General features: G+C 68.8%; 19 protein-coding genes. 13 read left to right on the top strand and 6 right to left on the bottom strand.

The window, feature by feature from the left end; all coding sequences use genetic code 11:
* From ACSMFO_RS12655 to ACSMFO_RS12620, 8 genes are all read left to right on the top strand, one after another.
* Entirely contained in the window at positions 1–690 is a 690-nt protein-coding gene (locus ACSMFO_RS12655; RefSeq protein ID WP_436458762.1) for a response regulator, read from the top strand.
* Complete coding sequence (locus ACSMFO_RS12650; protein ID WP_436458761.1) at positions 687–2,042, top strand: HAMP domain-containing sensor histidine kinase; 1,356 nt, start codon at positions 687–689, stop codon at positions 2,040–2,042. The genes ACSMFO_RS12655 and ACSMFO_RS12650 overlap by 4 nt, the downstream gene beginning before the upstream one ends.
* A 4-nt stretch (positions 2,043–2,046) precedes the next feature.
* Positions 2,047–2,955, top strand: a complete 909-nt coding sequence (locus ACSMFO_RS12645; RefSeq protein ID WP_436458760.1) for a LysR family transcriptional regulator — start codon at positions 2,047–2,049, stop codon at positions 2,953–2,955.
* Positions 2,956–3,066: 111 nt separating this feature from the next.
* Positions 3,067–4,224, top strand: a complete 1,158-nt coding sequence (locus ACSMFO_RS12640; RefSeq protein WP_436458759.1) for a CaiB/BaiF CoA transferase family protein — start codon at positions 3,067–3,069, stop codon at positions 4,222–4,224.
* Positions 4,225–4,233: 9 nt separating this feature from the next.
* Entirely contained in the window at positions 4,234–5,001 is a 768-nt protein-coding gene (locus ACSMFO_RS12635) for a crotonase/enoyl-CoA hydratase family protein (protein WP_436458758.1), read from the top strand.
* Position 5,002: 1 nt separating this feature from the next.
* On the top strand, positions 5,003–5,749 hold the full coding sequence (locus ACSMFO_RS12630; RefSeq protein ID WP_436458757.1) for an acetoacetate decarboxylase: 747 nt from the start codon (positions 5,003–5,005) through the stop codon (positions 5,747–5,749).
* Positions 5,746–6,675 (top strand): 3-hydroxyacyl-CoA dehydrogenase NAD-binding domain-containing protein, encoded by a 930-nt coding sequence (locus ACSMFO_RS12625; RefSeq protein ID WP_073846679.1) that lies wholly within the window; start codon positions 5,746–5,748, stop codon positions 6,673–6,675. Before ACSMFO_RS12630 ends, ACSMFO_RS12625 begins: the two co-directional genes overlap by 4 nt.
* Position 6,676: 1 nt before the next feature.
* Entirely contained in the window at positions 6,677–7,846 is a 1,170-nt protein-coding gene (locus tag ACSMFO_RS12620; RefSeq protein ID WP_436458756.1) for an acyl-CoA dehydrogenase family protein, read from the top strand.
* Between the two features lie 9 nt (positions 7,847–7,855).
* Here the strand turns inward: ACSMFO_RS12620 and ACSMFO_RS12615 are convergent, their stop codons facing one another.
* From ACSMFO_RS12615 to ACSMFO_RS12600, 4 genes are all read right to left on the bottom strand, one after another.
* Positions 7,856–9,241, bottom strand: coding sequence for a neutral zinc metallopeptidase (locus ACSMFO_RS12615; RefSeq protein WP_436458755.1), 1,386 nt, complete (start codon positions 9,239–9,241; stop codon positions 7,856–7,858).
* 26 nt (positions 9,242–9,267) lie between these two features.
* Positions 9,268–10,152: a hypothetical protein gene (locus ACSMFO_RS12610; protein WP_350578500.1), complete on the bottom strand. Its 885-nt coding sequence runs from the start codon at positions 10,150–10,152 to the stop codon at positions 9,268–9,270.
* Between the two features lie 138 nt (positions 10,153–10,290).
* Entirely contained in the window at positions 10,291–11,490 is a 1,200-nt protein-coding gene (locus ACSMFO_RS12605) for an LCP family protein (RefSeq protein ID WP_436458786.1), read from the bottom strand.
* 175 nt (positions 11,491–11,665) lie between these two features.
* A complete protein-coding gene (locus tag ACSMFO_RS12600) occupies positions 11,666–12,409 on the bottom strand; it encodes an SDR family NAD(P)-dependent oxidoreductase (protein WP_436458754.1) in 744 nt (247 codons plus the stop codon).
* A gap of 100 nt (positions 12,410–12,509) precedes the next feature.
* On the opposite strand from ACSMFO_RS12600, the gene ACSMFO_RS12595 reads away from it, so the two are divergent.
* Together ACSMFO_RS12595 and ACSMFO_RS12590 are read left to right on the top strand one after the other, a co-directional pair.
* Positions 12,510–13,136, top strand: coding sequence for a TetR/AcrR family transcriptional regulator (locus tag ACSMFO_RS12595; RefSeq protein ID WP_436458753.1), 627 nt, complete (start codon positions 12,510–12,512; stop codon positions 13,134–13,136).
* Between the two features lie 37 nt (positions 13,137–13,173).
* On the top strand, positions 13,174–14,739 hold the full coding sequence (locus ACSMFO_RS12590; protein ID WP_350578491.1) for an MDR family MFS transporter: 1,566 nt from the start codon (positions 13,174–13,176) through the stop codon (positions 14,737–14,739).
* A 98-nt stretch (positions 14,740–14,837) separates the two neighbouring features.
* Here ACSMFO_RS12590 and ACSMFO_RS12585 read toward each other — a convergent pair whose 3' ends face one another.
* On the bottom strand, positions 14,838–15,089 hold the full coding sequence (locus ACSMFO_RS12585; RefSeq protein WP_073846673.1) for a WhiB family transcriptional regulator: 252 nt from the start codon (positions 15,087–15,089) through the stop codon (positions 14,838–14,840).
* A gap of 178 nt (positions 15,090–15,267) precedes the next feature.
* On the opposite strand from ACSMFO_RS12585, the gene shbA reads away from it, so the two are divergent.
* Complete coding sequence (gene shbA, locus ACSMFO_RS12580; protein WP_436458785.1) at positions 15,268–16,443, top strand: RNA polymerase sigma factor ShbA; 1,176 nt, start codon at positions 15,268–15,270, stop codon at positions 16,441–16,443.
* A gap of 66 nt (positions 16,444–16,509) precedes the next feature.
* On the opposite strand, the gene ACSMFO_RS12575 is transcribed toward shbA, so the two are convergent.
* The gene (locus tag ACSMFO_RS12575; RefSeq protein WP_051972614.1) at positions 16,510–17,082 is read right to left on the bottom strand and encodes a hypothetical protein; all 573 of its coding nucleotides are present in this window, start codon (positions 17,080–17,082) and stop codon (positions 16,510–16,512) included.
* Positions 17,083–17,302: 220 nt separating this feature from the next.
* On the opposite strand from ACSMFO_RS12575, the gene ACSMFO_RS12570 reads away from it, so the two are divergent.
* Together ACSMFO_RS12570 and ACSMFO_RS12565 are read left to right on the top strand one after the other, a co-directional pair.
* Positions 17,303–17,581: a DUF3892 domain-containing protein gene (locus ACSMFO_RS12570; protein WP_038516826.1), complete on the top strand. Its 279-nt coding sequence runs from the start codon at positions 17,303–17,305 to the stop codon at positions 17,579–17,581.
* Positions 17,582–17,898: 317 nt separating this feature from the next.
* Positions 17,899–19,506 carry a TROVE domain-containing protein gene (locus tag ACSMFO_RS12565; RefSeq protein WP_436458752.1) on the top strand — a complete coding sequence of 536 codons (1,608 nt, stop codon included), beginning with the start codon at positions 17,899–17,901 and terminating at the stop codon, positions 19,504–19,506.
* The last annotated feature ends 72 nt before the right edge of the window (positions 19,507–19,578 follow it).

Genomic DNA, 19,578 nt, shown 5'->3' with positions numbered 1-19,578 from the left:
GTGACGACACAACCGGGACGCGGGCTGGTGCTGGTCGTCGAGGACGACCGCGCGATCGCCGAACTCGCCTCGCTGTACCTGCGGCGGGACGGGTTCGGCGTGCACGTGGAGGCGGACGGCGGCGCGGCACTGGCCACGATCCGGCGGACGCGCCCGGTCGCGATCGTGCTCGACATCGGACTGTCCGGAATGGACGGTATCGAGATCTGCCGGACGCTGCGCGCGGACGGCGACTGGACGCCCGTGCTGTTCGTGACCGCGCGCGACGACGAGCTGGACCGCTTGCTGGGCTTGGAGATCGGCGCGGACGACTACCTGACGAAACCGTTCAGCCCGCGTGAACTCTCGGCACGGGTCCGGACCGTGCTGCGCCGGGCCGCCGGGGCGCCGTCGCCCGCCGAGACCTACACCGCGGGTGACGTCCGGGTCGACGTCACGCAGCGTCGTGTCTGGGCGGGCGGTGCCGAGATCGCGCTGACGTCGACCGAGTTCGATCTGCTGACCCATCTGGCGCGACGGCCCGGCCAGGTGTTCAGCCGCGAGCAGCTGCTCAGTTCCGTCTGGGGGTACGCGGCGTCGGCGGGCACGCGGACCGTCGACGTCCACATCGCCCAGCTGCGCGGGAAACTGGGCGAGCACAGTCCGATCAGGACGGTCCGCGGGATCGGCTACGCGGCGGACGCCGGATGAACCGGACGTCGCTCGCGCTGCGGATCACCGTGGTGTGCCTCGCGATCGCCGCGGTCGCGGTGGTGGTCGCCGGGCTGGTCGCGGCCCGGCTCATCCGCACCACCGGCACCGACGTGCTCCGGCAGTCGCTCTCGGCTCAGGCCGACGTGGTCGCGAGCCAGCTCGACGAGACCGGGATCGGCAACCGGCTCAACGTCGGCAAGGTCGCCGAAGTCGTGCGCGGGCAAGGGATCGACGTCGTCGTCCGCCGTCCGAACGGGACACTCGGCGGCGCCGGGACGGAAGCGGCGATCGCCGCCACCAAAGCGGGCCTGACCCGCACCGGCTCGGCCACGGTACTCGTCGAAGGACGGCAGTACCTGGTCGAAGTCCGCACCGTGGGCGCCAAGGGGGCCGCGTTCGCGCTCGTCCAAGCGACGGAGATCGGCGAGGCGCGTGGCCGGACGCTGGTGCGCAACACCGTGCTCGCGCTCGGCGCCGGGCTGGCGGTCGCCGCGATCGCCGGGCTGGTGCTGAGCCGGATGCTGTCGCGGCCGCTGCGCCGGGTCGCGTCGGTGGCGAGCGGGATGCGCGCCGGGCGTCGTGACCTGCGGGTTCCGGTGGAAGGCCCGTCCGAGGTCGCGGACGTGGCGAAATCGGTCAACGAGCTGGCCGACGCGCTGCAGTACAGCGAGGCGCGGCAGCGCGAGTTCCTGCTTTCCGTGTCGCACGAACTGAGGACGCCGCTGACCGCCGTCACCGGCTTCGCCGAGGCGATCGGGGACGGCGTGGCCGAAGGCGAGGACGCGCGCCGCGCCGGGCAGACCATCCATCGCGAGGCGGAACGACTGGAACGCCTGGTCAGCGATCTGCTGGAGCTGGCGCGGCTGGGCGCGGACGAGTTCCGCCTCGACCCGGCGCGGCTCGATCTCGCCGCGCTGGTCGACGAATGCGCGGACGTCTGGCGGCTGCGGTGCGCGCGGCAGGACGTCACGCTGGTGGTCGAGCGGCCGCCCGGAGAGGTGCCGGTCATCGCCGATCCGCGGCGGCTCCGCCAGGTCGTCGACGGACTGGCCGAGAACGCCCTGCGCGTGACCCCGGCGGGCGCGCCGATCGTGTTCTCGCTGGTCGCGGCGGACGGCCAGGCCCGGCTGGCGGTGCGGGACGGCGGGCCCGGCCTGGCGCCGGAGGACTATCCGGTCGCGTTCGAGCGCGGGGTGCTGAACCGGCGCTACCGCGACAGCCGCCCGGTCGGTTCGGGTATCGGGCTCGCGCTGGCCCACGGCCTGGTCACCCGGATGGGCGGCACGCTGACGGCGGGCCCGGCGCCGGAAGGCGGAGCCGCCTTCACGGTGGCTCTGCGGTTAGGGTGACCGGGTGGAGATGTTGCACCTGCGGTATTTCGTGGCCGTCGCCGAGGAACTGAACTTCTCCCAGGCGGCCCGCAAACTGCATATGGCCGCCTCCCCGCTGAGCCAGCGCATCAAGGATCTCGAACACGAACTGGGCCACCGGCTGTTCGACCGCAGCACGCACCACGTCACGCTCACCGCGGCGGGTTCCGCGCTGCTGCCCATCGCGCGGGACGTCCTCGAACAGGTCAACGCGATCCCCTGGCGGCTGCAGGAAGCGGTGAAACCCCGGCGGAGCACCGTGTTCGTCGGCATCCCCGCCGGTGTGCACCCGGCTTTGCGCGAGCGGGTCAAACGGCTCGAAGAACGCTGTCACGACCGCTTCGAGCTCAAGCGCTGGCCGGGCACGACGCCCGATCTGGTCGCCGCGGTGCACGAGGGCAAGCTGGCGTTGTCGCTGGTCCGGATGCCGGTGACCGATGCCGCGCTGGAGATCGTCCCGGTTCAGGTGGAGCGGCTCGGCGCGGTCGTCCCGGCCGCCCGGTTCGCCGGACGGGAAACGGTGGACCTCGCCGAATTGCGTGATCTGTCCTACATCCCGTCGGCGTCGGAGAGCATTCCGGCCTATTCGGACGATATGGACCACACCCTGTCGAAAGCGGGTATCAAGAAACGGCTCAAGGTCGGCGGAACCGAATATTCGGGCATTTCCGAATTGGTGGCGAACGGTTCGTCGTTCTCGATCACGATGCTCGATCCGGCCAGCCCGATGCATCTGTTCCTGGTCGACGGCGCGACCATCCTGCCGTTCGCCGATTTCCGCCCCCAGCTGGAGACCGCCCTGGTCTGGCGACGCGACCGCGGCGAGGAGGGCGACCTCGCCGAACTCGTGTCCGGAGTCCGCGAGATCTTCGCCGAACCGCTTTCGACCTGAAGAATGGTATGACCACCGCGGTCATACCATTCTGCTTTTCTTGATCATTCCCTTCATCGTAATTCGCACCTAACTTCGGTTGTAGAGCGAACAACGGCGAAGGGAAGCAAAATGACTCACACCGCCACCGGACCACTGGACGGCGTTCGCGTGATCGACCTCTCGACGGTCGTCATGGGCCCGTACGCCGCGCAGATCCTCGGCGACCTGGGCGCCGACGTGATCAAGATCGAGTCCCCCGCCGACACCGTGCGGGTGGGCAGGTTCCGGACGACGCCGGGGATGACCGCGCTCAACCTGAACGTGAACCGCAACAAGCGCAGCGTCGCCCTCAACCTCAAGGACGAAGAGGAACGCGAGCAGGCGCTCAAGCTGATCGACACCGCCGACGTGCTGATCACCAACATGCGCCCCGGCGCGCTGAGCAGGCTCGGCATGAACTACGCCGACGTCGCCGCGCGCAACCCCGGCCTGGTCTACGCCCACGCACAGGGTTTCCGCAGCGACTCCGACCGCGCGGGTCACGCCGCTTACGACGAGACGGTGCAGGCGTCGTCCGGGCTGGTCGACGTCGCGAACCGCGCGCTGGGCAAGCCGGTCTACCTGCCGACGATCATCGGCGACAAGGTCTCCTCCCTGACCATCGCCTACACCGTGCTCGCCGCGCTGGTGCACCGCGACCGGACGGGCGAGGGCCAGCGGGTCGAGATCCCGATGACCGACACGCTGATCGCGTTCAACCTCGTCGAGCATCTCGCCGGGCACGTCTTCGAGCCCGCCGAAGGGCCGACCGGTTTCGGTCCGTCGATGAACCCCGGCCACCAGGCGGTGCACACCAAGGACGGCATGGCCTGCGTGATCCCGTACAACCCGCAGAACTTCCGCGACTTCTTCCACGCCGCCGGGCGGCCGGAACTGGCCGAGGACCCGCGGGTCAACGGCGACGCTATCGACGGCGCCGACCACGAGGCGCTGGCCGCGATGATCGCCGAATGCGCCCCGGCGCTGACCACCGCGGAATGGACCGAGGTCTGCGCGAAGCACAGCATCCCGATGGCGCCCGTCCTCGAACTCGACCACGCGCAGGACGACGAGTACGTCCGCGACGGCCACCTGCTCGACGTCGTCGAGCACCCGAGCGAGGGCTCGATCCGCACCATCGGCATCCCGGTGAAGTTCTCCGCGACCCCCGGTTCCGTCCGGCGTCTGGCTCCCCTGCCGGGTCAGGACACCGAAGACGTCCTGCGTGAACTCGCCACCACTCGCTGAGGAAGAACCATGAGCACCAACGAAGTACGCACAGAACGGGTCGGCGGCACACTACTGATCACGATCGACCGGCCGCAGGCGCGCAACGCGGTGAACGCCGCCGTCGCGGCAGGCCTTGCCGAAGCACTGGACCTGCTGGAATCCGATCCCACGTTGCGGGCCGGGGTCCTCACCGGCGCGGACGGCTCGTTCAGCGCCGGCATGGACCTCAAGGCTGCGCTGAAGGGCGAATCGCCCGAGATCCCCGGCCGCGGGTTCGGCGGGCTGACCGAGGCCGAACTGTCGAAGCCCCTGATCGCGGCCGTCGAGGGCTGGGCGATGGGTGGCGGGTTCGAACTGGCGCTGGGCTGCGACCTGATCGTCGCCGCCGAGGACGCGAAGTTCGGGCTCCCCGAAGTGAAACGCGGGTTGATCGCCGCCGGGGGCGGCGTGATCCGGCTGCCGAAGCGGATCCCGCATCACCTGGCGATGGAGTTCCTGCTCACCGGCGAACCGATCGGCGCCGAACGCGCCGGGAGCCTGGGCCTGGTGAACCGGGTCGTCCCGAGCGGCGAGGCCGCCGCGGTCGCCCTGCAACTGGCCGAGCGGATCGCCGCCAACGCTCCCCTGGCGCTGGCACTGGTCAAGAAGATCGTCCGCGCGGCGGACGGCGCCCCCGACGCGCAAGCGTTCGCCTCCCAGCGTTCGGAGCTTCCGGCGCTGATGAAGTCGGCTGACGTCCGCGAAGGCATGCAGGCCTTCGCCGAGCGCCGCGCTCCACAGTGGACTGGAGAGTGAGATGAAACAGCAAGACGTTCTCCGGCATGTGACCACGCCGCTCACCAACCCCGCGTACGCCCCGGTGGTGCCCCGGTTCACGAACCGCGAGTACCTGAACATCGTCTACCGCACCGACCCCGACGCCCTGCGCGCCGTCGTGCCGGAGCCGCTGGAGATCGACGAGCCGCTGGTGCGGTTCGAGGTGATGAAGATGGGCGACGTCAGCGGTTACGGGCCCTACACCGAGTCCGGGCAAGCGATCCCGGTGAGCTTCGAGGGCGAACGCGGCGAGTACCTGCACGCGATGTACCTCGACAACTTCCCGGCCACCGCGTCCGGCCGCGAGATCAGCGCGTACCCGAAGACCATCGGCTCGCCGAGGCTGTTCGCCGAGAACGGCGCGCTCGTCGGGACCCTGGACTACGGCAGCCAGCGCGTCGCCACCGCGACCATGGGCTACAAGCACCACCGGCTGGACGTGGCCGAGGCGGAAGCACAGATCACCGTGCCGACGTTCATGCTGAAGACCATCCCGGACTACGACGGTTCGCCCCGGGTCTTCGAACTGGTCCGCACCGAGATCACCGACGTGGCGGTCATCCAAGCCTGGACCGGGCCGGCGCGGCTGCAGCTGTTCCAGCACGTCCTGGCCCCGCTCGCCGATCTCCCGGTGCTGGAGGTCGTCTCCGCGAGCCACATCCTCACCGACCTGACGCTCGCCCCGGTCAAGCCGGTCTTCGACTACTTGAAGGGAGCACGGTCATGACTTTTCGCACCGCCGCGGTGATCGGCGCGGGCACCATCGGCCTGTCGTGGACGGCGTTGTTCGCCGCGCACGACATGGAGGTCCAGGTCTCGGATCCGCGGCCGGATCTCGCCGACGCCGTCGCGGACGCGCTGGAGACGTTCGCCCCGCATCTCGGCCGGACCGTCGCGGAACTCGCCCCTCGCGTCCACCTCGCCGCCGACGTCGCGGAGGCCGTCCGGAACGCGGACGTCGTGCAGGAGAACGGACCCGAGAACGTCGAGTTCAAAAAGGACCTGTTCGCGACGCTGGTCCGCGAAGCACCGTCTCACGCGCTGTTGCTCAGCTCGTCGTCCGCGATCCCTTCGACGGCGTTCGCGGCGGAGCTGGACGACGCGTCGCGAGTCCTCATCGGACACCCGTTCAACCCACCGCATCTGATCCCGCTGGTCGAGGTCGTACCCGGTGAGCGCACGAGTGCCGAGTCGGTCGAGCGGGCCGTGGAGTTCTACCGGTTCGCCGGCCGAACTCCGGTGGTGGAACGCAAGGAGATCCCCGGCTTCGTCGGCAACCGGCTGCAGAACGCGCTGAGCCGCGAGGCGATCTACCTGGTGGAACAGGGTGTCGTGTCACCGTCCGAACTGGACGCGGTGATGACGAACTCGCTCGGCATCCGCTGGTCGACGGTCGGGCCGTTCCTCGGCTCGCATCTGGGCGGCGGCCCCGGCGGCTACCGGCACATGGCCGAGCACATCGGCAAGTCGATGAAGAAGATGTGGGCGGGCCTCGGGCAGCCCTCGCAAGACCCCGAACAACAGGAACGGCTCATCGAAGCCGTGGAATCCGCTTACGGCTCCTCCACGTACTCGGAACTGGCCGAGACGCGCGACCGCAAGCAGCTCGCCGTGCTGTCCGCTTTGGACGGTGCCGCCAGGGAGGAGAACTGAAATGACCGCCGACTTCTACGCCTACGAGGACCTGCTGCCTGAAGAGGAGCGCAAGCTGCTGCTCAAGACGCGCGACTTCATGCGCACCGAGGTCAAGCCGCTGGTGAACGAGTACTGGGCCAAGGGCGAGTTCCCGCACGAACTCGTCGGCAAGTTCCGCGAACTCGGCCTCGCCGGGCTGCCCTACGAGGGCTACGGCGAACACCTCCCGGCCACCAGCCACCTGCTCAGCGGCATGATGGCGATGGAGATGACCCGCACGGACCCGTCCGTGGCCACGTTCTTCGGTGTCCACAACGGACTCGCGATGTACAGCATCTACTCGGGCGGCAGCCAGGAACAGCGTGATCGCTGGCTCCCGTCGATGGCGGCGATGGACAAGATCGGCGCCTTCGCGATGACCGAACCCCTCGGCGGTTCCGACGTCGCGGGCGGCATGCGCACCACGGCAAGGCGCGAGGGCGACACCTGGATCCTCAACGGCGCCAAGAAATGGATCGGCAACGCGACCTTCGCCGACCTGGTCATCGTGTGGGCACGCGACGAAGAAGACGACAACGTCAAGGGTTTCGTGGTCGAGAAGGACTCGCCCGGATTCGTGCCCGTCAAGATCGAGAACAAATTCGCCTTCCGGATCGTGGAGAACGCGGAGATCACGCTGACCGACGTCCGGGTGCCGGAGACGAACCGGTTGCAGGGAATCGACTCCTTCCGCGACGTCGCCGAGATCCTGCGCGCGACGCGGGGCGGCGTGGCCTGGCAGGCGCTCGGCGTGATGATCGGCGCCTACGAACTCGCGCTGGACTACGCCAAGGAACGCAAACAGTTCGGCCGTCCGATCGCACGGTTCCAGCTGGTGCAGGACCTGCTGGTGAAGAGCCTCGGCAACATCACCGCGTCGTGGGGCATGCTGGTGCAATTGGCAAGGTTGCAGGACGCCGGGATCTTCAAGGACGAGCACTCGTCGCTGGCGAAGGCGTTCGTGACCTCGCGGATGCGGGAGGTCGTCGCCTGGGGCCGTGAGATCTTCGGCGGCAACGGGATCGTGCTGGACAACGACATCATGCGGTTCTTCACCGACGCCGAGGCGATCTACTCGTTCGAAGGCACGCGGGAGATGAACACGCTGATCGTCGGGAAGGCGATCACCGGCCAGAGCGCCTTCGTGTAAGCCGTGAAGCTAGCGGTACTTCGTGCCGCAGGTGTCCTGGGTGCCGGACGAGAAGCCGTCGCGGAAGGCGGCGACTCTCGCGAAACCCGCCGGGAGCGTCCGGCCCCGGACGTCCGCCGCGATCAGGCTGTTCCGCGTCAGCATCTCGGCGATCGCCTCGTCGAGGTCGCCCGGCGACAGCGTGAGCGCGCCGCCGTCCGTGAGGGTCGAAGCCCAGAAGCCGGTGAGGCACGCGGTGCGCTGCGCGGCCACCGGGCCGTCGAGCCGGAACCCGCCTTCCTGCTGGACAGCGAGCGTGTAGCGCGACGCGACCTCGGCGAACGCGGCGAAGTCACCGATTCCGCCCTGCCGCCCCCTGCGCGGTGGGGTCCCGATGCGGACGAGACCGTCGAGATCGAGGTTGATCTGGTTGGACTCCGAGCAGTACGACGCGAGCGCGTCCTCCGCCGTCACGCCGCAGGCCGCTCCGGTGGTGAGCGTCGGCGGGGTGGCCGCGAGCCGGAAGGCCTGCCGCAGACTGGTGGTGAGGTCGGCCAGTGCCTGCCGGTCGTCGAGGCGGACGTTCGCCGCGGCCGAACCGAATCCGCCTTGTGTGCTCCGGCCTTCGATTTCCCGCACATCGATCTTCGCGCACCGCGCGGGTCCGTCGGTGAACCCGAACTGGAACGCGGAAACCCGGTCGAACGCGTTGCCGTGCGCCCCGTCGTCGTCGAAGGCGACCCCCGCGGAGTCCCGGATCTGGAACAAGGCGGTGAGCACCTCGTTGAGCCCGCGGCCGGTGGAGACCTGGAACATGGGCGACCTGCCCTCGGCGACCCAGCGGAGGTACGCCCCCGTGTAGCAATCGGCCTGCTGTTCCTTGACGATCGACGGCGCCGCGCCCGGCAGACCGAGCCGGAACTGGACTGCGTGGCCGATCTCGTGGGCGAGCACGGTCATCACCGCCGCCGGGCCGAGGGAATCGTTGAGCATCGGCAACAACTCCCCGCGATCCCAAGCGACGACGTCTTCTCCCGCGCAATAGAAGGCGTTCACCAGCCCGGCGGTCGAGGCGCCACAGACCTCGCGGCCGCGGCCGCCCGAGTCGTAGGAGACGAGCGTGGTCAGCGGCCGGAACTCGCGCCGGAAGGTCGCGGGCAGATGCTCGCGCCAATACCGCTGGACGTCGGCGACGGCGTTGGCCGCGAGCCGGTCGATCTCGCCGCCGTCACCCCCGACGACCGGAAGACCGGCGTCGAGCACGCCGGGTTTGAACCCGCTGGGGCCGTCGGTGATCTCGAGCCCCGCGACGCGGGTGGGGTCCACCGGTTGTGCCGCTCCCCCTACCGTCGCGGCACAACCGGTGAGGAACAGAGACAGGCTCGCCATGATCGCCCAGCCGGACCGACGTTTCATCACACCATTCCCGTCTCTGCTGTCCGTCAGCCGAAGAAGACCGAGCTGATCGTGTCGTCGAACTTGAGCTTGGCGAGATCCTTGACGTCACCGTCGATGACGAGGGACTTGCCTTTGCAGTCCTTTTCGGACCAGAGTTTGAGCGAACCGGAGGCGGAGACCGACGACGTCACGTCCGGGCGTGCGACGTTCTGGCAGCCCTTGCCCGCGAGTCCCTGCGACGGCTCGTCGTCGCTGAAGTTCTTGCCGTCGAAGAGAACCGCGCTGGACGCGGGCTTCTGCGGCGGCGCCGTCTCCTCCGGCTGCCCGTTCTGCGCCTTCTGACCGTCCGGCGCGAGCCCGAACCACGTTCCGCCGACACCCTGCCCGAGCGTGTCACCGGGTTTGGTGTCCTTCGCGAACCGGTAGGCGGGCCAGCCGCCGAGGGTCAGCTGAAGGGTCCCGTCGTCGCGCTTGACCGTGCCGACGGCGGATTTCCTGATCCCGGCGAGGAAAACCTTGCTGCCGGGAGTGACGAGCACCGGCGGCCAGGTCTTGGCGCATTCACCGTTGCAGGTCGACTTCGACGGCTTGGCGGTGTCCTTGTCGAAGCGGTACAACGTCAGGCCGGCGCCGTTGACGACCACCGGATCGAGGTTCCCCGCCTTGGAAGCCTTGAGCTGCACCCATTTGCGCGCGACGTTCTGGTCCGCGGTGCCGGCCGTGCCGTCAGAACCCGTTGCCCAGTCACCGGTCTTGGGCTGCGCGTTGTTGGCCTTCGCGGTCCCGGCGAGGAAGGACAACCCCTCGGAGACCTGCTCGGCCGCCGCCGGTTCCGTCGGCAGCGCGGTGTTCTGCGTACCACAGGCGGCGAGTGACAACGCCCCGGCGGTGACGAGCACGGCGATCGGCAGAACTCGATTGCGAAGCATGCTTCTTTCTCCCCTGCACCCTTGGGTTCCAGGCTCTCTGGAACTCCCCTACGCCATCGACACGGACGACGGCTCGATGCGGTTCAAAAGAATCTTGGAAGAGTTTCCGGGCACCTTCCTCGATGCGGCAGGGAAGGCTCAGTTCACGCAGCCGGCCATCGCGGGCGGCGTGGAAGCACCGGACGACGAAGGCGGAGCCGCGATCGAAGAAGTGGCCGCCACCGGCTTGATCCCGATCCCGCCGGTCGAATCCCCCACCGCGGCGACACTCGTCGCGTTCAGCGCGGACTTCACGAACGCCTTCACCTCGGCCGGATCCACCTTCACCGCGTCACCGTCGGACGGCGTCGGCAGGGAAAGGCTCTGCACCGGGATCGTCTGGAACTTCAGCGCCCCCGAGCTCATCCCCCGCAGCTGCTGCGCGAAGCCGAGCACATCCCAGCCGCGGTCGAGCACGACCGAACCCTGGATCGCGCCGATCAGGGAGCTCAGCCTGGCGGGATCGGTGAAGGTCCCGGCGTCGAGGACGGTCTTGGCCATGCTCGACAGGAACGCCTGCTGCCGCGCGATGCGGTCCAGGTCGCTGGGCAGGCCGTGCCGCTGCCGCACGAAGGCCAGCGCCTGCGGGCCCGAAAGCAACTGCTTGCCCGCCGGGAAGGACGCACCGGAGAACTTGTCCTGCACGGGGTTGTTGAGGCAGACCTCGACACCGCCGACGGCTTCGCTCAGCGCGGAGAACCCGGCGAGGTTGACGGCGGCGTAGTGGTTGATGGACAGGCCGGTGAACTGCTCGATCGTCTGGATCGTGAGCTTGGCGCCCGCCTCGTTGGCCTTGACTTCGAGCTGCGGGCCGGACAGGCCCTGCGCGCGCAGCGTGTTCATCGCGGCGTTCTTGCCGCGGCTGTACGCCGAATTGATCTTGTGCTTGCCGATTCCGCCCGCGATGTCCACATAGGAATCACGCGGGATGGAGATGGCCGTGGCGCCCACCCCACCCGCCGGGATGTGGACCACGATCATGGTGTCGGTGGTGTCGCCGCCGTCGTCGCCGCTTCCGGCGTGCAACGCGTCGAGGACGTTCTGCGGCAACGGGTTCCCGTTGGTGTCGGTCCGGGAGTCGATTCCGACGAGCAGGATGTTCTGCGCCACCTTCAGCGGTTCGCCCGCCGGGCCGTCGGGCACCTGCGCGGAGGGGGCGATCACGTCGGCCGTGACGATCGCTTCGTCCAAACGGCTCAGCTGGGTCCACGCGAAACCCGTGACCCCCAAGACCGCCGTCGACACCAGGCCCAGTGCGACACGGCCGCCGATCCGCCGTCCTCGCGACGTGAGCAGCACGACCTTCTCCCCGCTTCCGTGAATGATCCCCCGCATTCGAGGATCACCGCGTTAGCTGGGAATTACCTGAGAAACGTGTCATAACCGGGTCTTAAAGCCCGTTCGGACCATTCGAAGTGATCAAGCGGACAGCCGGCCGCGACGCCGAGTGCCGGACCGACCGCGTAGCGCTTCCCTAGCGGGGCATGCGGCGCCAGATCGCCCGTGGCACCACGCGCATCACCGCGAACATGGGCCTCAGGAGTCCCGGCACCCACACCGTTCCCCGGCGCTTCCGGAGCGCGGCGACCGTCGCGTCGGCGACCTGATCGGGAGTGCTGGAGAACGGCGCCGGCGACATGCCCTCGGTCATCCGGCCGATCACGAAGCCGGGGCGGACGAGCAGGAGATGCACACCGGTGCCGTGCAGGGCGTCGGCCAGTCCGCCCGCGAAACCGTCGAGGCCCGCCTTCGCCGATCCGTAGACGTAGTTCGCCCGCCGGACCCGCACCCCGGCGACCGAGGAGAAGACCACGAGGCTGCCGTTTCCTTGCTCACGAAGCACATTGGCCACATGCGTCAGCACACTCACATGAGCCACATAGTCGGTGTGCACGATCGCGACGGCGTGTTCGGCGTCCGCTTCGGCGCGCGCCTGGTCGCCGAGGATCCCGAAGGCGGTGACGACGACGTCGAGCGGCCCGTGTTCCGCGACGACCTTCTCCAGGAACGGCCCGTGCGCGGCGAGGTCGTCGGCGTCGAACTCGACGGCGTCGACGGTCTCCGCCCCCGCGGCCAGCAGCCGTTCCGACTCCGCGCCGAGGTCCGCGCTCCGTCGCGCGGCCAGCACGATCCGGCGCGCCCCGCCCTTGGCGAGCCGTTCCGCGACCGCGAGGCCGATCTCGCTGCGTCCGCCCAGTACCAGCACCGTTCCGCTCACCCGCCGCAGTCTGCCAGGCGGCCCGGCACCGACCGGCAGTGGCACGGTTCACAAACTGCAATTTTGCAGTATCTGCATCTTTGCGCGTATCGTGGTGCTCATGCCTGAACCCGTCAAAGGTCTCCGCGAGCGCAAGCGGCTGGAAACCCACCGCGCGCTGGCGACCACCGCCGTCCGGCTCGTCGCCGAACGCGGCCTGGACCAGGTGACGGTGGAGGACATCAGCGCGGCCGCGGGGGTTTCACCGCGCACGTTCTTCAACTACTTCGCGTCCAAAGAGGACGCTGTGGTCATCGCGCACGCCGACACCGCAGAGCGGACCCAGCGCACCATCGAGAAGTTCCTTGCCACGCCGAAGGAAGTCAGCACTCCGCGCGCTTTCGTCGACGCGTTGAAGGAAGACTTCGCCCAAGTCGACGAGAACCGCGAAGAGTGGCTCGGCCGCATGAAGGCCATTCAGGAGAACGCCACCCTGCATTCGCGCGCGGTGGCCATGAACCACGACACCATCGCGCCGATGATCGAGGCGATCGCCCGCCGCACGGGCGTGGATCCGAAGGCCGATCTGTATCCGTCGCTGGTGCTGTCCACGCTCGGCGGCACGGTCAACGCCGTGCTGATGCTCTGGTATCAGCACGACGGCCGGATGTCCGCGCTCGACCTGCTCGACGACGCCGTCGAACTGCTTCTCGCCGGGCTCCCGGAGCCCGGCGGCCGTGCGCGCTGACGCGCCCGGCACCACAGGAACACGAAGGGGGACCACCATGTCCGTATCCACGACCGAACCACGAGAACCGGAGGCCCCGGCGGGCTCGATGGGCCGCAAACAGGTCCTCGAAGCGATGTCGGGGCTGATGATGGGCATGTTCGTCGCCATCCTCGCCTCGACGGTGGTCGCGAACGCCTTGCCGCGGATCGTCTCCGAACTCGGCGGCTCGCAGGCGTCCTACACCTGGGTGGTCACCACCGAACTGCTCGCGATGACCGCGACGGTTCCGCTCTGGGGCAAGCTTTCCGATCTGTACAACAAGAAGCTGCTGATCCAGCTCTCGCTCGGGTTGTTCGTGGTGGGTTCGCTGGTCGCCGGGTTCGCCGGCAACATCGAGCTCCTGATCGGCAGCCGGGTCGCGCAGGGCATCGGCGCGGGCGGGCTCACCGCGCTCGCGCAGGTGATCATGGCGGCCATCGTCTCGCCGCGTGAACTCGGGAAGTACTCGGGGATCTTCGGTGCCGTGTTCGCCGTCGGGACCATCGCGGGCCCGCTGATCGGCGGGGTCATGGTGGACACGTCGTGGCTCGGCTGGCGCTGGTGCTTCTTCCTCGGGGTCCCGTTCGCGATCGCGGCGATCCTGCTGCTGCAGCGCACCCTGAACCTGCCGACGATCCGGCGTGACGTGAAGGTCGACTACCTCGGCGCGTTCCTGATCATGGCCGGTGTCTCGACGCTGCTGGTCTGGTCTTCGCTGGCCGGGCACCAGTTCGCGTGGGGCTCGTGGTGGACGGTCGGCCTGGTGACCGCGGGCGTGGTCATCCTCGCCCTCGCCGTCTACGTCGAGTCGAAGGTGGCCGAGCCGATCCTGCCGCTGACCCTGTTCCGCAACCACACGGTCACCCTGACCACCCTCGCGAGCTTCCTCGTCGGTGTCGCGATGTTCGGCGGGACGGTGTTCCTGTCGCAGTACTTCCAGCTGTCGCTCGGCAAATCGCCGACGGTGGCCGGATTGCTGAGCCTGCCGATGATCTTCGGCATCCTCGTGTCGTCCACGGTTTCGGGCCAGCTGATCAGCCGGACCGGCCGATGGAAGAGCCACCTGCTGCTCGGCGCGACGCTGATGACGGCGGGCCTGGCGCTGCTGGGCACGATCGACGCGAAGACGAACCTCGTCGTCCTCGGCGCGTACATGGTTCTGCTGGGCGTCGGCGTCGGCATGCTGATGCAGAACCTCGTCCTGGTGTCGCAGAACGACGTCGACGCGCACGACCTCGGCACGGCGACCTCGACGCTGTCGTTCTTCCGCAGCCTCGGCGGCTCGATCGGCGTGAGCGCGCTGGGCGCGGTGCTCGCGAACCGGGTCCTCGCGCTGATGAGCGAAAAGCTCGGGCCGCTGCCCGGCGGTGGCGAGGGCGGCGCGGTGCCGAACATCGCCACACTGCCCGAACCGGTCGCGAACGTCGTCCGCGAGGCCTACGGGGAGGCGACCAGCGAGCTGTTCCTCATCAGCGCGCCGATCGCGCTGCTGGTGATCGTCGCCGTCGCCTTCCTCAAGCACAAGCCGCTCAAGACCCAGTCGGGCAACGAGCGGCTGGCCGAGGAGACCGCCGCCGCCTGATCGCCACGACAGAGGGGCCCGGTTCGCGGAACCGGGCCCCTCTTTTCGCGCGCACGAAGAACACGGTGGAAATTCGAGGAACGCGATACCAAGTGCTTTCAGGCGGCGTTGCCGACGCGAATCAGCTGGCGCCGTTCACTACCGGTCAGCCCGCCGAAAACGCCGTGGGCCAATCCGTTGTCCACGGCGTAGGCCAGACAGGCCGATACGACCGGGCACCGCGCGCAGACTGCCTTCGCCCTGGCCGCCTGACGTGCGCCGGGGCCGGTTTCGGTGACCGGGAAGAACAGTTCGGGATCCTCACCGCGGCAAGCGGCCTCACTCAGGTCTCCCGCCATCCTCATTTCCATTTTCCTATCACCTCCTTTTTTCCGATTTTCCCTTCCCCGTCAAACGACTTCCGGGTATCCGGCCGGGTACGCACCGCAAACATCACCTTGACCGAATCGTTACACTCAGCGGCCCGCTCACTGCACCTGTCCTGTGAGGGCATTCGCGTCAGGCGGCTGAGAGCGGTGAGTGCGGGTGATGGGCCACGACGGGTTCGACGAGTTCTTCCACGCCGAATTTCCGCTGCTCACCGGCTTTCTGTGCAAGGCGGGCTTCGCGCTGGCCCCGGCACGCGACGCGGCCGCGGAGGCGATGCTCAACGCCTACGAAGACTGGCAGGGCATCACGCATCCGAAGGCGTGGGTCCGCCGCGTCGGGCATCGGCGGGCGAAGGAGCAGACCGCGGTCCGGGCCGATTGGGCCTCCGCCGACGCCGGCCGGGAGGACAAGCTCACCGCGCTCGCCGACGAGGCGTCGGCCGTCCTGACGATGCTGGCGAGCCTGCCGAAACGCCAGCAACTCGCCATGGCCTGGACGATGGACGGCTACTCGGCGCGGGAGATCGCCGGAGTGCTGGGGATCGCGGACGAGGCGGTCGGCGCGACGCTGCGCCACGCGCGTGGCCGGCTGGCGGAGCACGATCCCGGCTTCGCCGACCGGCTGGCCGGCGCCAACTGCGCCTTCCTCGACGCCCTGCGGATGGGGCTCGACGCCGAAGACACCCTCGCCCGGATCAAGAACCGCGCGATGGTCAGGGAACTCGCCCTGGTGGCGCCCGGAACCCCGGCGGAGTCGGAACCCGAGCAGGTGACGCCGTCGCAGTGGTACACCCTCGACGAACCCGTCGCGGCAGCCGGGAAAGGCGACAAGCGTGCGCTGGACCACCTGCTGACCACCGTGCGCCCGCTCGTGATCCGGTACTGCCGGTCCCGGATCGGCAGGCAGGAACGGACGTACGCGTCGGCGGACGACGTCGCGCAGGAGGTCTGTGTGGCGATCCTCCGCGCACTGCCGACCTATCGGGAACGGGGACGGCCGTTCCTCGCCTTCGTCTACGGCATCGCCCAGCACAAGGTCGCCGACGCCCGCCGGGCCGCCGCGCGCAACCGCACCGAGCCCGTCGCCGAAGTCCCCGACGGGATCTCGGAGTCCGTGGGCCCGGAGCAACGGGCGCTGCACAACGAATTGAGCGACCGGATGGGCGAACTGCTGCGGATCCTGCCGGACAAGCAGCGGGAGATCGTGGTGCTGCGGATCGTCGTGGGCCTGTCGGCTGAGGAGACCGCCGGTGTGGTCGGTTCGACGGCCGGTGCCGTGCGGGTGGCGCAGCACCGCGCTTTGACGCGTTTGCGGAAGATCCTCGCCGAGGAATGAACGTGCCAGCGGGTGCCGGGCTCGTGAGTGGCAAGGACGGTTAGAACCGTCCTTGCCACTCACGAGTCAGGGGCGGCAGCGTTCCGCGGTCGCGGCGGCCGTCTTCAGCTCCGGAGCGCCCAAGACAGCCGCGACCGGGTCGAGCGCGCCGTGCGTGTCCTTCTGGGCGGCGATGAGCCCGTCGACCGCGCGGCCCTGCGCGGCGGTGTCGTTCTTCCCCGCCTCGTCCAGACCCTCCTTCGCTTTCACGGTCTTGTCGCGCGCCGAGGTGTACTTCGCGAGGAACTCCTGCTTCGCCGCGTCTCCGGCCGGAACCGGAGCGGCGGGCAGCGCGCCGAGGCCGTCGACCGTCTTGGTCAGAATCGCCGCGTAGTGCCCGAGCTGGTCGCTCGTGCTCTTCTTGATGGCCTCCACGGTCTCACCACTCGCCGACGGCATCTTGTTGTTGCCGTCGATGAAGTCCTTGACCACGCCGCAGAAGCCGTTCATCCAGGCCACCGCCGCGGCCGGATCCGCCGCCGACGGCGAAGGCGCCGCCTGCGGAGCCGCCTCCGGTGCCGGGTCCGGCGCGCAGCCGGCCAAGACCGCCACGGCCAGGGCGATTCCCGCCAGGGCCGATCTCTTGTGGGCAGCGCACATGTCCGTTTCCCCTCTCCGCCGTCCGGTGTTCCCGCCGGCGTGAGGACGGTGACATGGCGAAACGCGCGCGGTCTGCGTCATCTGACTCAGAACGACGCCCCGCGCTCGAACTCGTAACGTTCGAAGCACGGCGACCGGACGGCGTAACGGGGTGCGGGCAGGTGGCGAGTACCGCTTTACCCCTGTTCGCTCGAGGGCATCCAGCCGAAGAGGTAGCACCATGGCCATCAAGATCATCGCAGCGCGGCTCGAAGGTGGGAAGTTCCACGAAAGCATCACGAAACTGCGCTGGATCAACCCCGGCAGCGGCGAGACCGGCGAGAGTTTCGTTTCGGCGATCGTGGCGTGGCTCGAGGACGACGACGGGAAGGCCTACGTGGACGAGGGGATCCACCGGGTGGCCGTGGAGATCATCAAGCCGACCTTCGGCCCGAAATTCCTCCGCACGCGCGCGGACGGGATCTGGAAGAACAACCTGCTGGAGCTTCCCCGCTTCTGAGGCGGGCCGGTTAATTCCGGAGACGTGGGCACGAGCACTCTGTTAGCTTGAGCGAGCACTCCCGGTGCGCAGGTAACGGTTACTTCCTCATCCGAACGGCACCGTCACCGACAATTTCTCGGGAGCCATGATTTCGGATGTGCCCGGTGCGCAGGCGACGGTTACTTCGATTAGCCAAGGGTTGCGGGTTCGAGCCCCGCCCGGCGGTCATCCCGCCGGTAGCTCAATCGGTAGAGCATTGGACAGCCACCGTCACCGACCTTTTCTCGGGCCTCATCCGGAATCGCGGCTCCCCTCGAACGAAACGAGGGTCGAGGGTGTCGAAGTTCAACACCACCGGTACACGGCCGGCGACGAGCTCGCCGATCGTCGGCGAGCGGCGCCCCGGCGGGGTCACCCACGAAGGCGGAGACGGCTACGCGCGGGACACCAAGTCCGAACTGTTCCTGCTCGCCGTCACCAACATGGTCGGCGAGAACACCTTCTACGAGACCGGCGACAAGCGCGACACGCGGTTCGCCGACCTCGTCCGGGAGACGGCGCTCGCCGACCCGGAATGGACCGCGCGGTTCCTGCGCTGGCTCCGCACGGAGGCGAACATGCGGACCGCCGCGATCGTCGGCGCCGCCGAATACGTCCACGCGCGGCTCGCCGGTGACCCGTCGCATGTCGCCCCCATCGCGAACCGTGCCGTCGTCGACTCCGTGCTCCAGCGCGCCGACGAACCCGGTGAACTGCTCGCCTACTGGACTTCCCTGTACGGCAAGAAGATCCCGAAGCCGGTCAAGCGTGGCATCGCCGACGCGGCCGTCCGGCTCTTCACCGAGAAGTCGTTCCTCAAGTGGGACTCCGCCGCGCGCGCTTTCCGGTTCGCCGACGTCCTCGGCCTGGCCCACCCGGACCCGAAGGACCCGGTGCAGGACGCCCTGTTCAAGCACATCGTCGACGTCCGGTTCAACCCCGGCCGCGAGATCCCCGCCGAACTGGAGATCCTCGGCGCCCGCGCGGACCTCATGGCGTGGGACAAGGAGAAGCGGCGCGATCTCTTCAGCCGGCCCGACACCGCACGGTCCGCCCTTCGGCGGGCGGGCATGACGTGGGAGTCCCTGGCGGGCTGGCTCCAGGGCCCGATGGACGCGCGCGCTTGGGAAGCCGTGATCCCTTCCATGGGCTACATGGCGCTGCTGCGGAACCTCCGGAACTTCGACGAGGCAGGCGTGTCCGACGAGGTCGCCGAGGGGGTCGCGGCACGGCTGGCCGATCCGGAGCAGGTCGCGAAGTCGCGGCAGTTCCCGATGAGGTTCCTCTCCGCGTATCGGGCGGCGCCGTCGCTTCGCTGGTCGTACACGCTGGAAAAGGCGATCGCCGAGTCGCTGGCGAACGTACCGCGGCTTGCCGGGAGGACGCTGATCCTCGTCGACACGTCGGGTTCGATGAACGCGGGTTTCAGCAAGGACGGCACGCTGATGCGCTGGGACGCGGCCGCGATCTTCGGGATCGCGCTCGGCGCCCGCTGCGAGACGGCGGACGTCGTGTCGTTCTCGAACGCCTACTACGGCGGCACCGGTTCCAAGGCTTTCGACGTGCCCCGAGGTGAGTCGCTGCTGCGCGGGCTCGACCGGTGGAAGAACGGCGGCTACTTCATCGGCGCGGGCACCGACACCGTCGGCGCGATCCAGCGTCACCTGCGTCCGGGTCACCACGACCGGGTGGTGATCCTGACCGACGAGCAGCACTCGTCCGGCAACGTCGACCAGGCCGTGCCGCAGGACACGGCGTTGTACACGTGGAACCTCGCGGGTTACGAGCGGGGCCACTCGGCGTCCGGGCGCGGAAACCGGCACACCTTCGGCGGCCTCACGGACGCCGCTTTCACGATGATCCCGCTCCTCGAAGCGGGGCGGAACGCCGACTGGCCGTTCTGAGCCTTCGCGGGCGAGCCTGGCCGGGTCGGGCTCAGGACCACCATGCCCTCCCCGTTCGCCGGGGCGACCAGC

The sequence above is a fragment of the Amycolatopsis sp. w19 genome (genome assembly GCF_051373225.1).
Classification (GTDB): domain Bacteria; phylum Actinomycetota; class Actinomycetes; order Mycobacteriales; family Pseudonocardiaceae; genus Amycolatopsis; species Amycolatopsis japonica.
The sequence above is the reverse complement of the archived record's forward strand: the minus strand, read 5'-3'. Positions and strand labels throughout refer to the sequence as shown.

What these genes read in the sequence shown, in the direction of transcription:
- ACSMFO_RS12650 (WP_436458761.1), top strand. Translation starts at nt 687, where the DNA reads ATGAACCGGACGTCGCTCGCGCTGCGGATCACCGTGGTGTGCCTCGCG.
- ACSMFO_RS12590 (WP_350578491.1), top strand. Translation starts at nt 13,174, where the DNA reads ATGTCCGTATCCACGACCGAACCACGAGAACCGGAGGCCCCGGCGGGC.
- ACSMFO_RS12585 (WP_073846673.1), bottom strand. Translation starts at nt 15,089, where the DNA reads ATGGAAATGAGGATGGCGGGAGACCTGAGTGAGGCCGCTTGCCGCGGT.
- ACSMFO_RS12620 (WP_436458756.1), top strand. Translation starts at nt 6,677, where the DNA reads ATGACCGCCGACTTCTACGCCTACGAGGACCTGCTGCCTGAAGAGGAG.
- ACSMFO_RS12640 (WP_436458759.1), top strand. Translation starts at nt 3,067, where the DNA reads ATGACTCACACCGCCACCGGACCACTGGACGGCGTTCGCGTGATCGAC.
- ACSMFO_RS12625 (WP_073846679.1), top strand. Translation starts at nt 5,746, where the DNA reads ATGACTTTTCGCACCGCCGCGGTGATCGGCGCGGGCACCATCGGCCTG.
- ACSMFO_RS12570 (WP_038516826.1), top strand. Translation starts at nt 17,303, where the DNA reads ATGGCCATCAAGATCATCGCAGCGCGGCTCGAAGGTGGGAAGTTCCAC.
- ACSMFO_RS12630 (WP_436458757.1), top strand. Translation starts at nt 5,003, where the DNA reads ATGAAACAGCAAGACGTTCTCCGGCATGTGACCACGCCGCTCACCAAC.
- ACSMFO_RS12575 (WP_051972614.1), bottom strand. Translation starts at nt 17,082, where the DNA reads ATGTGCGCTGCCCACAAGAGATCGGCCCTGGCGGGAATCGCCCTGGCC.
- ACSMFO_RS12610 (WP_350578500.1), bottom strand. Translation starts at nt 10,152, where the DNA reads ATGCTTCGCAATCGAGTTCTGCCGATCGCCGTGCTCGTCACCGCCGGG.
- shbA (WP_436458785.1), top strand. Translation starts at nt 15,268, where the DNA reads ATGGGCCACGACGGGTTCGACGAGTTCTTCCACGCCGAATTTCCGCTG.
- ACSMFO_RS12635 (WP_436458758.1), top strand. Translation starts at nt 4,234, where the DNA reads ATGAGCACCAACGAAGTACGCACAGAACGGGTCGGCGGCACACTACTG.
- ACSMFO_RS12595 (WP_436458753.1), top strand. Translation starts at nt 12,510, where the DNA reads ATGCCTGAACCCGTCAAAGGTCTCCGCGAGCGCAAGCGGCTGGAAACC.
- ACSMFO_RS12615 (WP_436458755.1), bottom strand. Translation starts at nt 9,241, where the DNA reads ATGAAACGTCGGTCCGGCTGGGCGATCATGGCGAGCCTGTCTCTGTTC.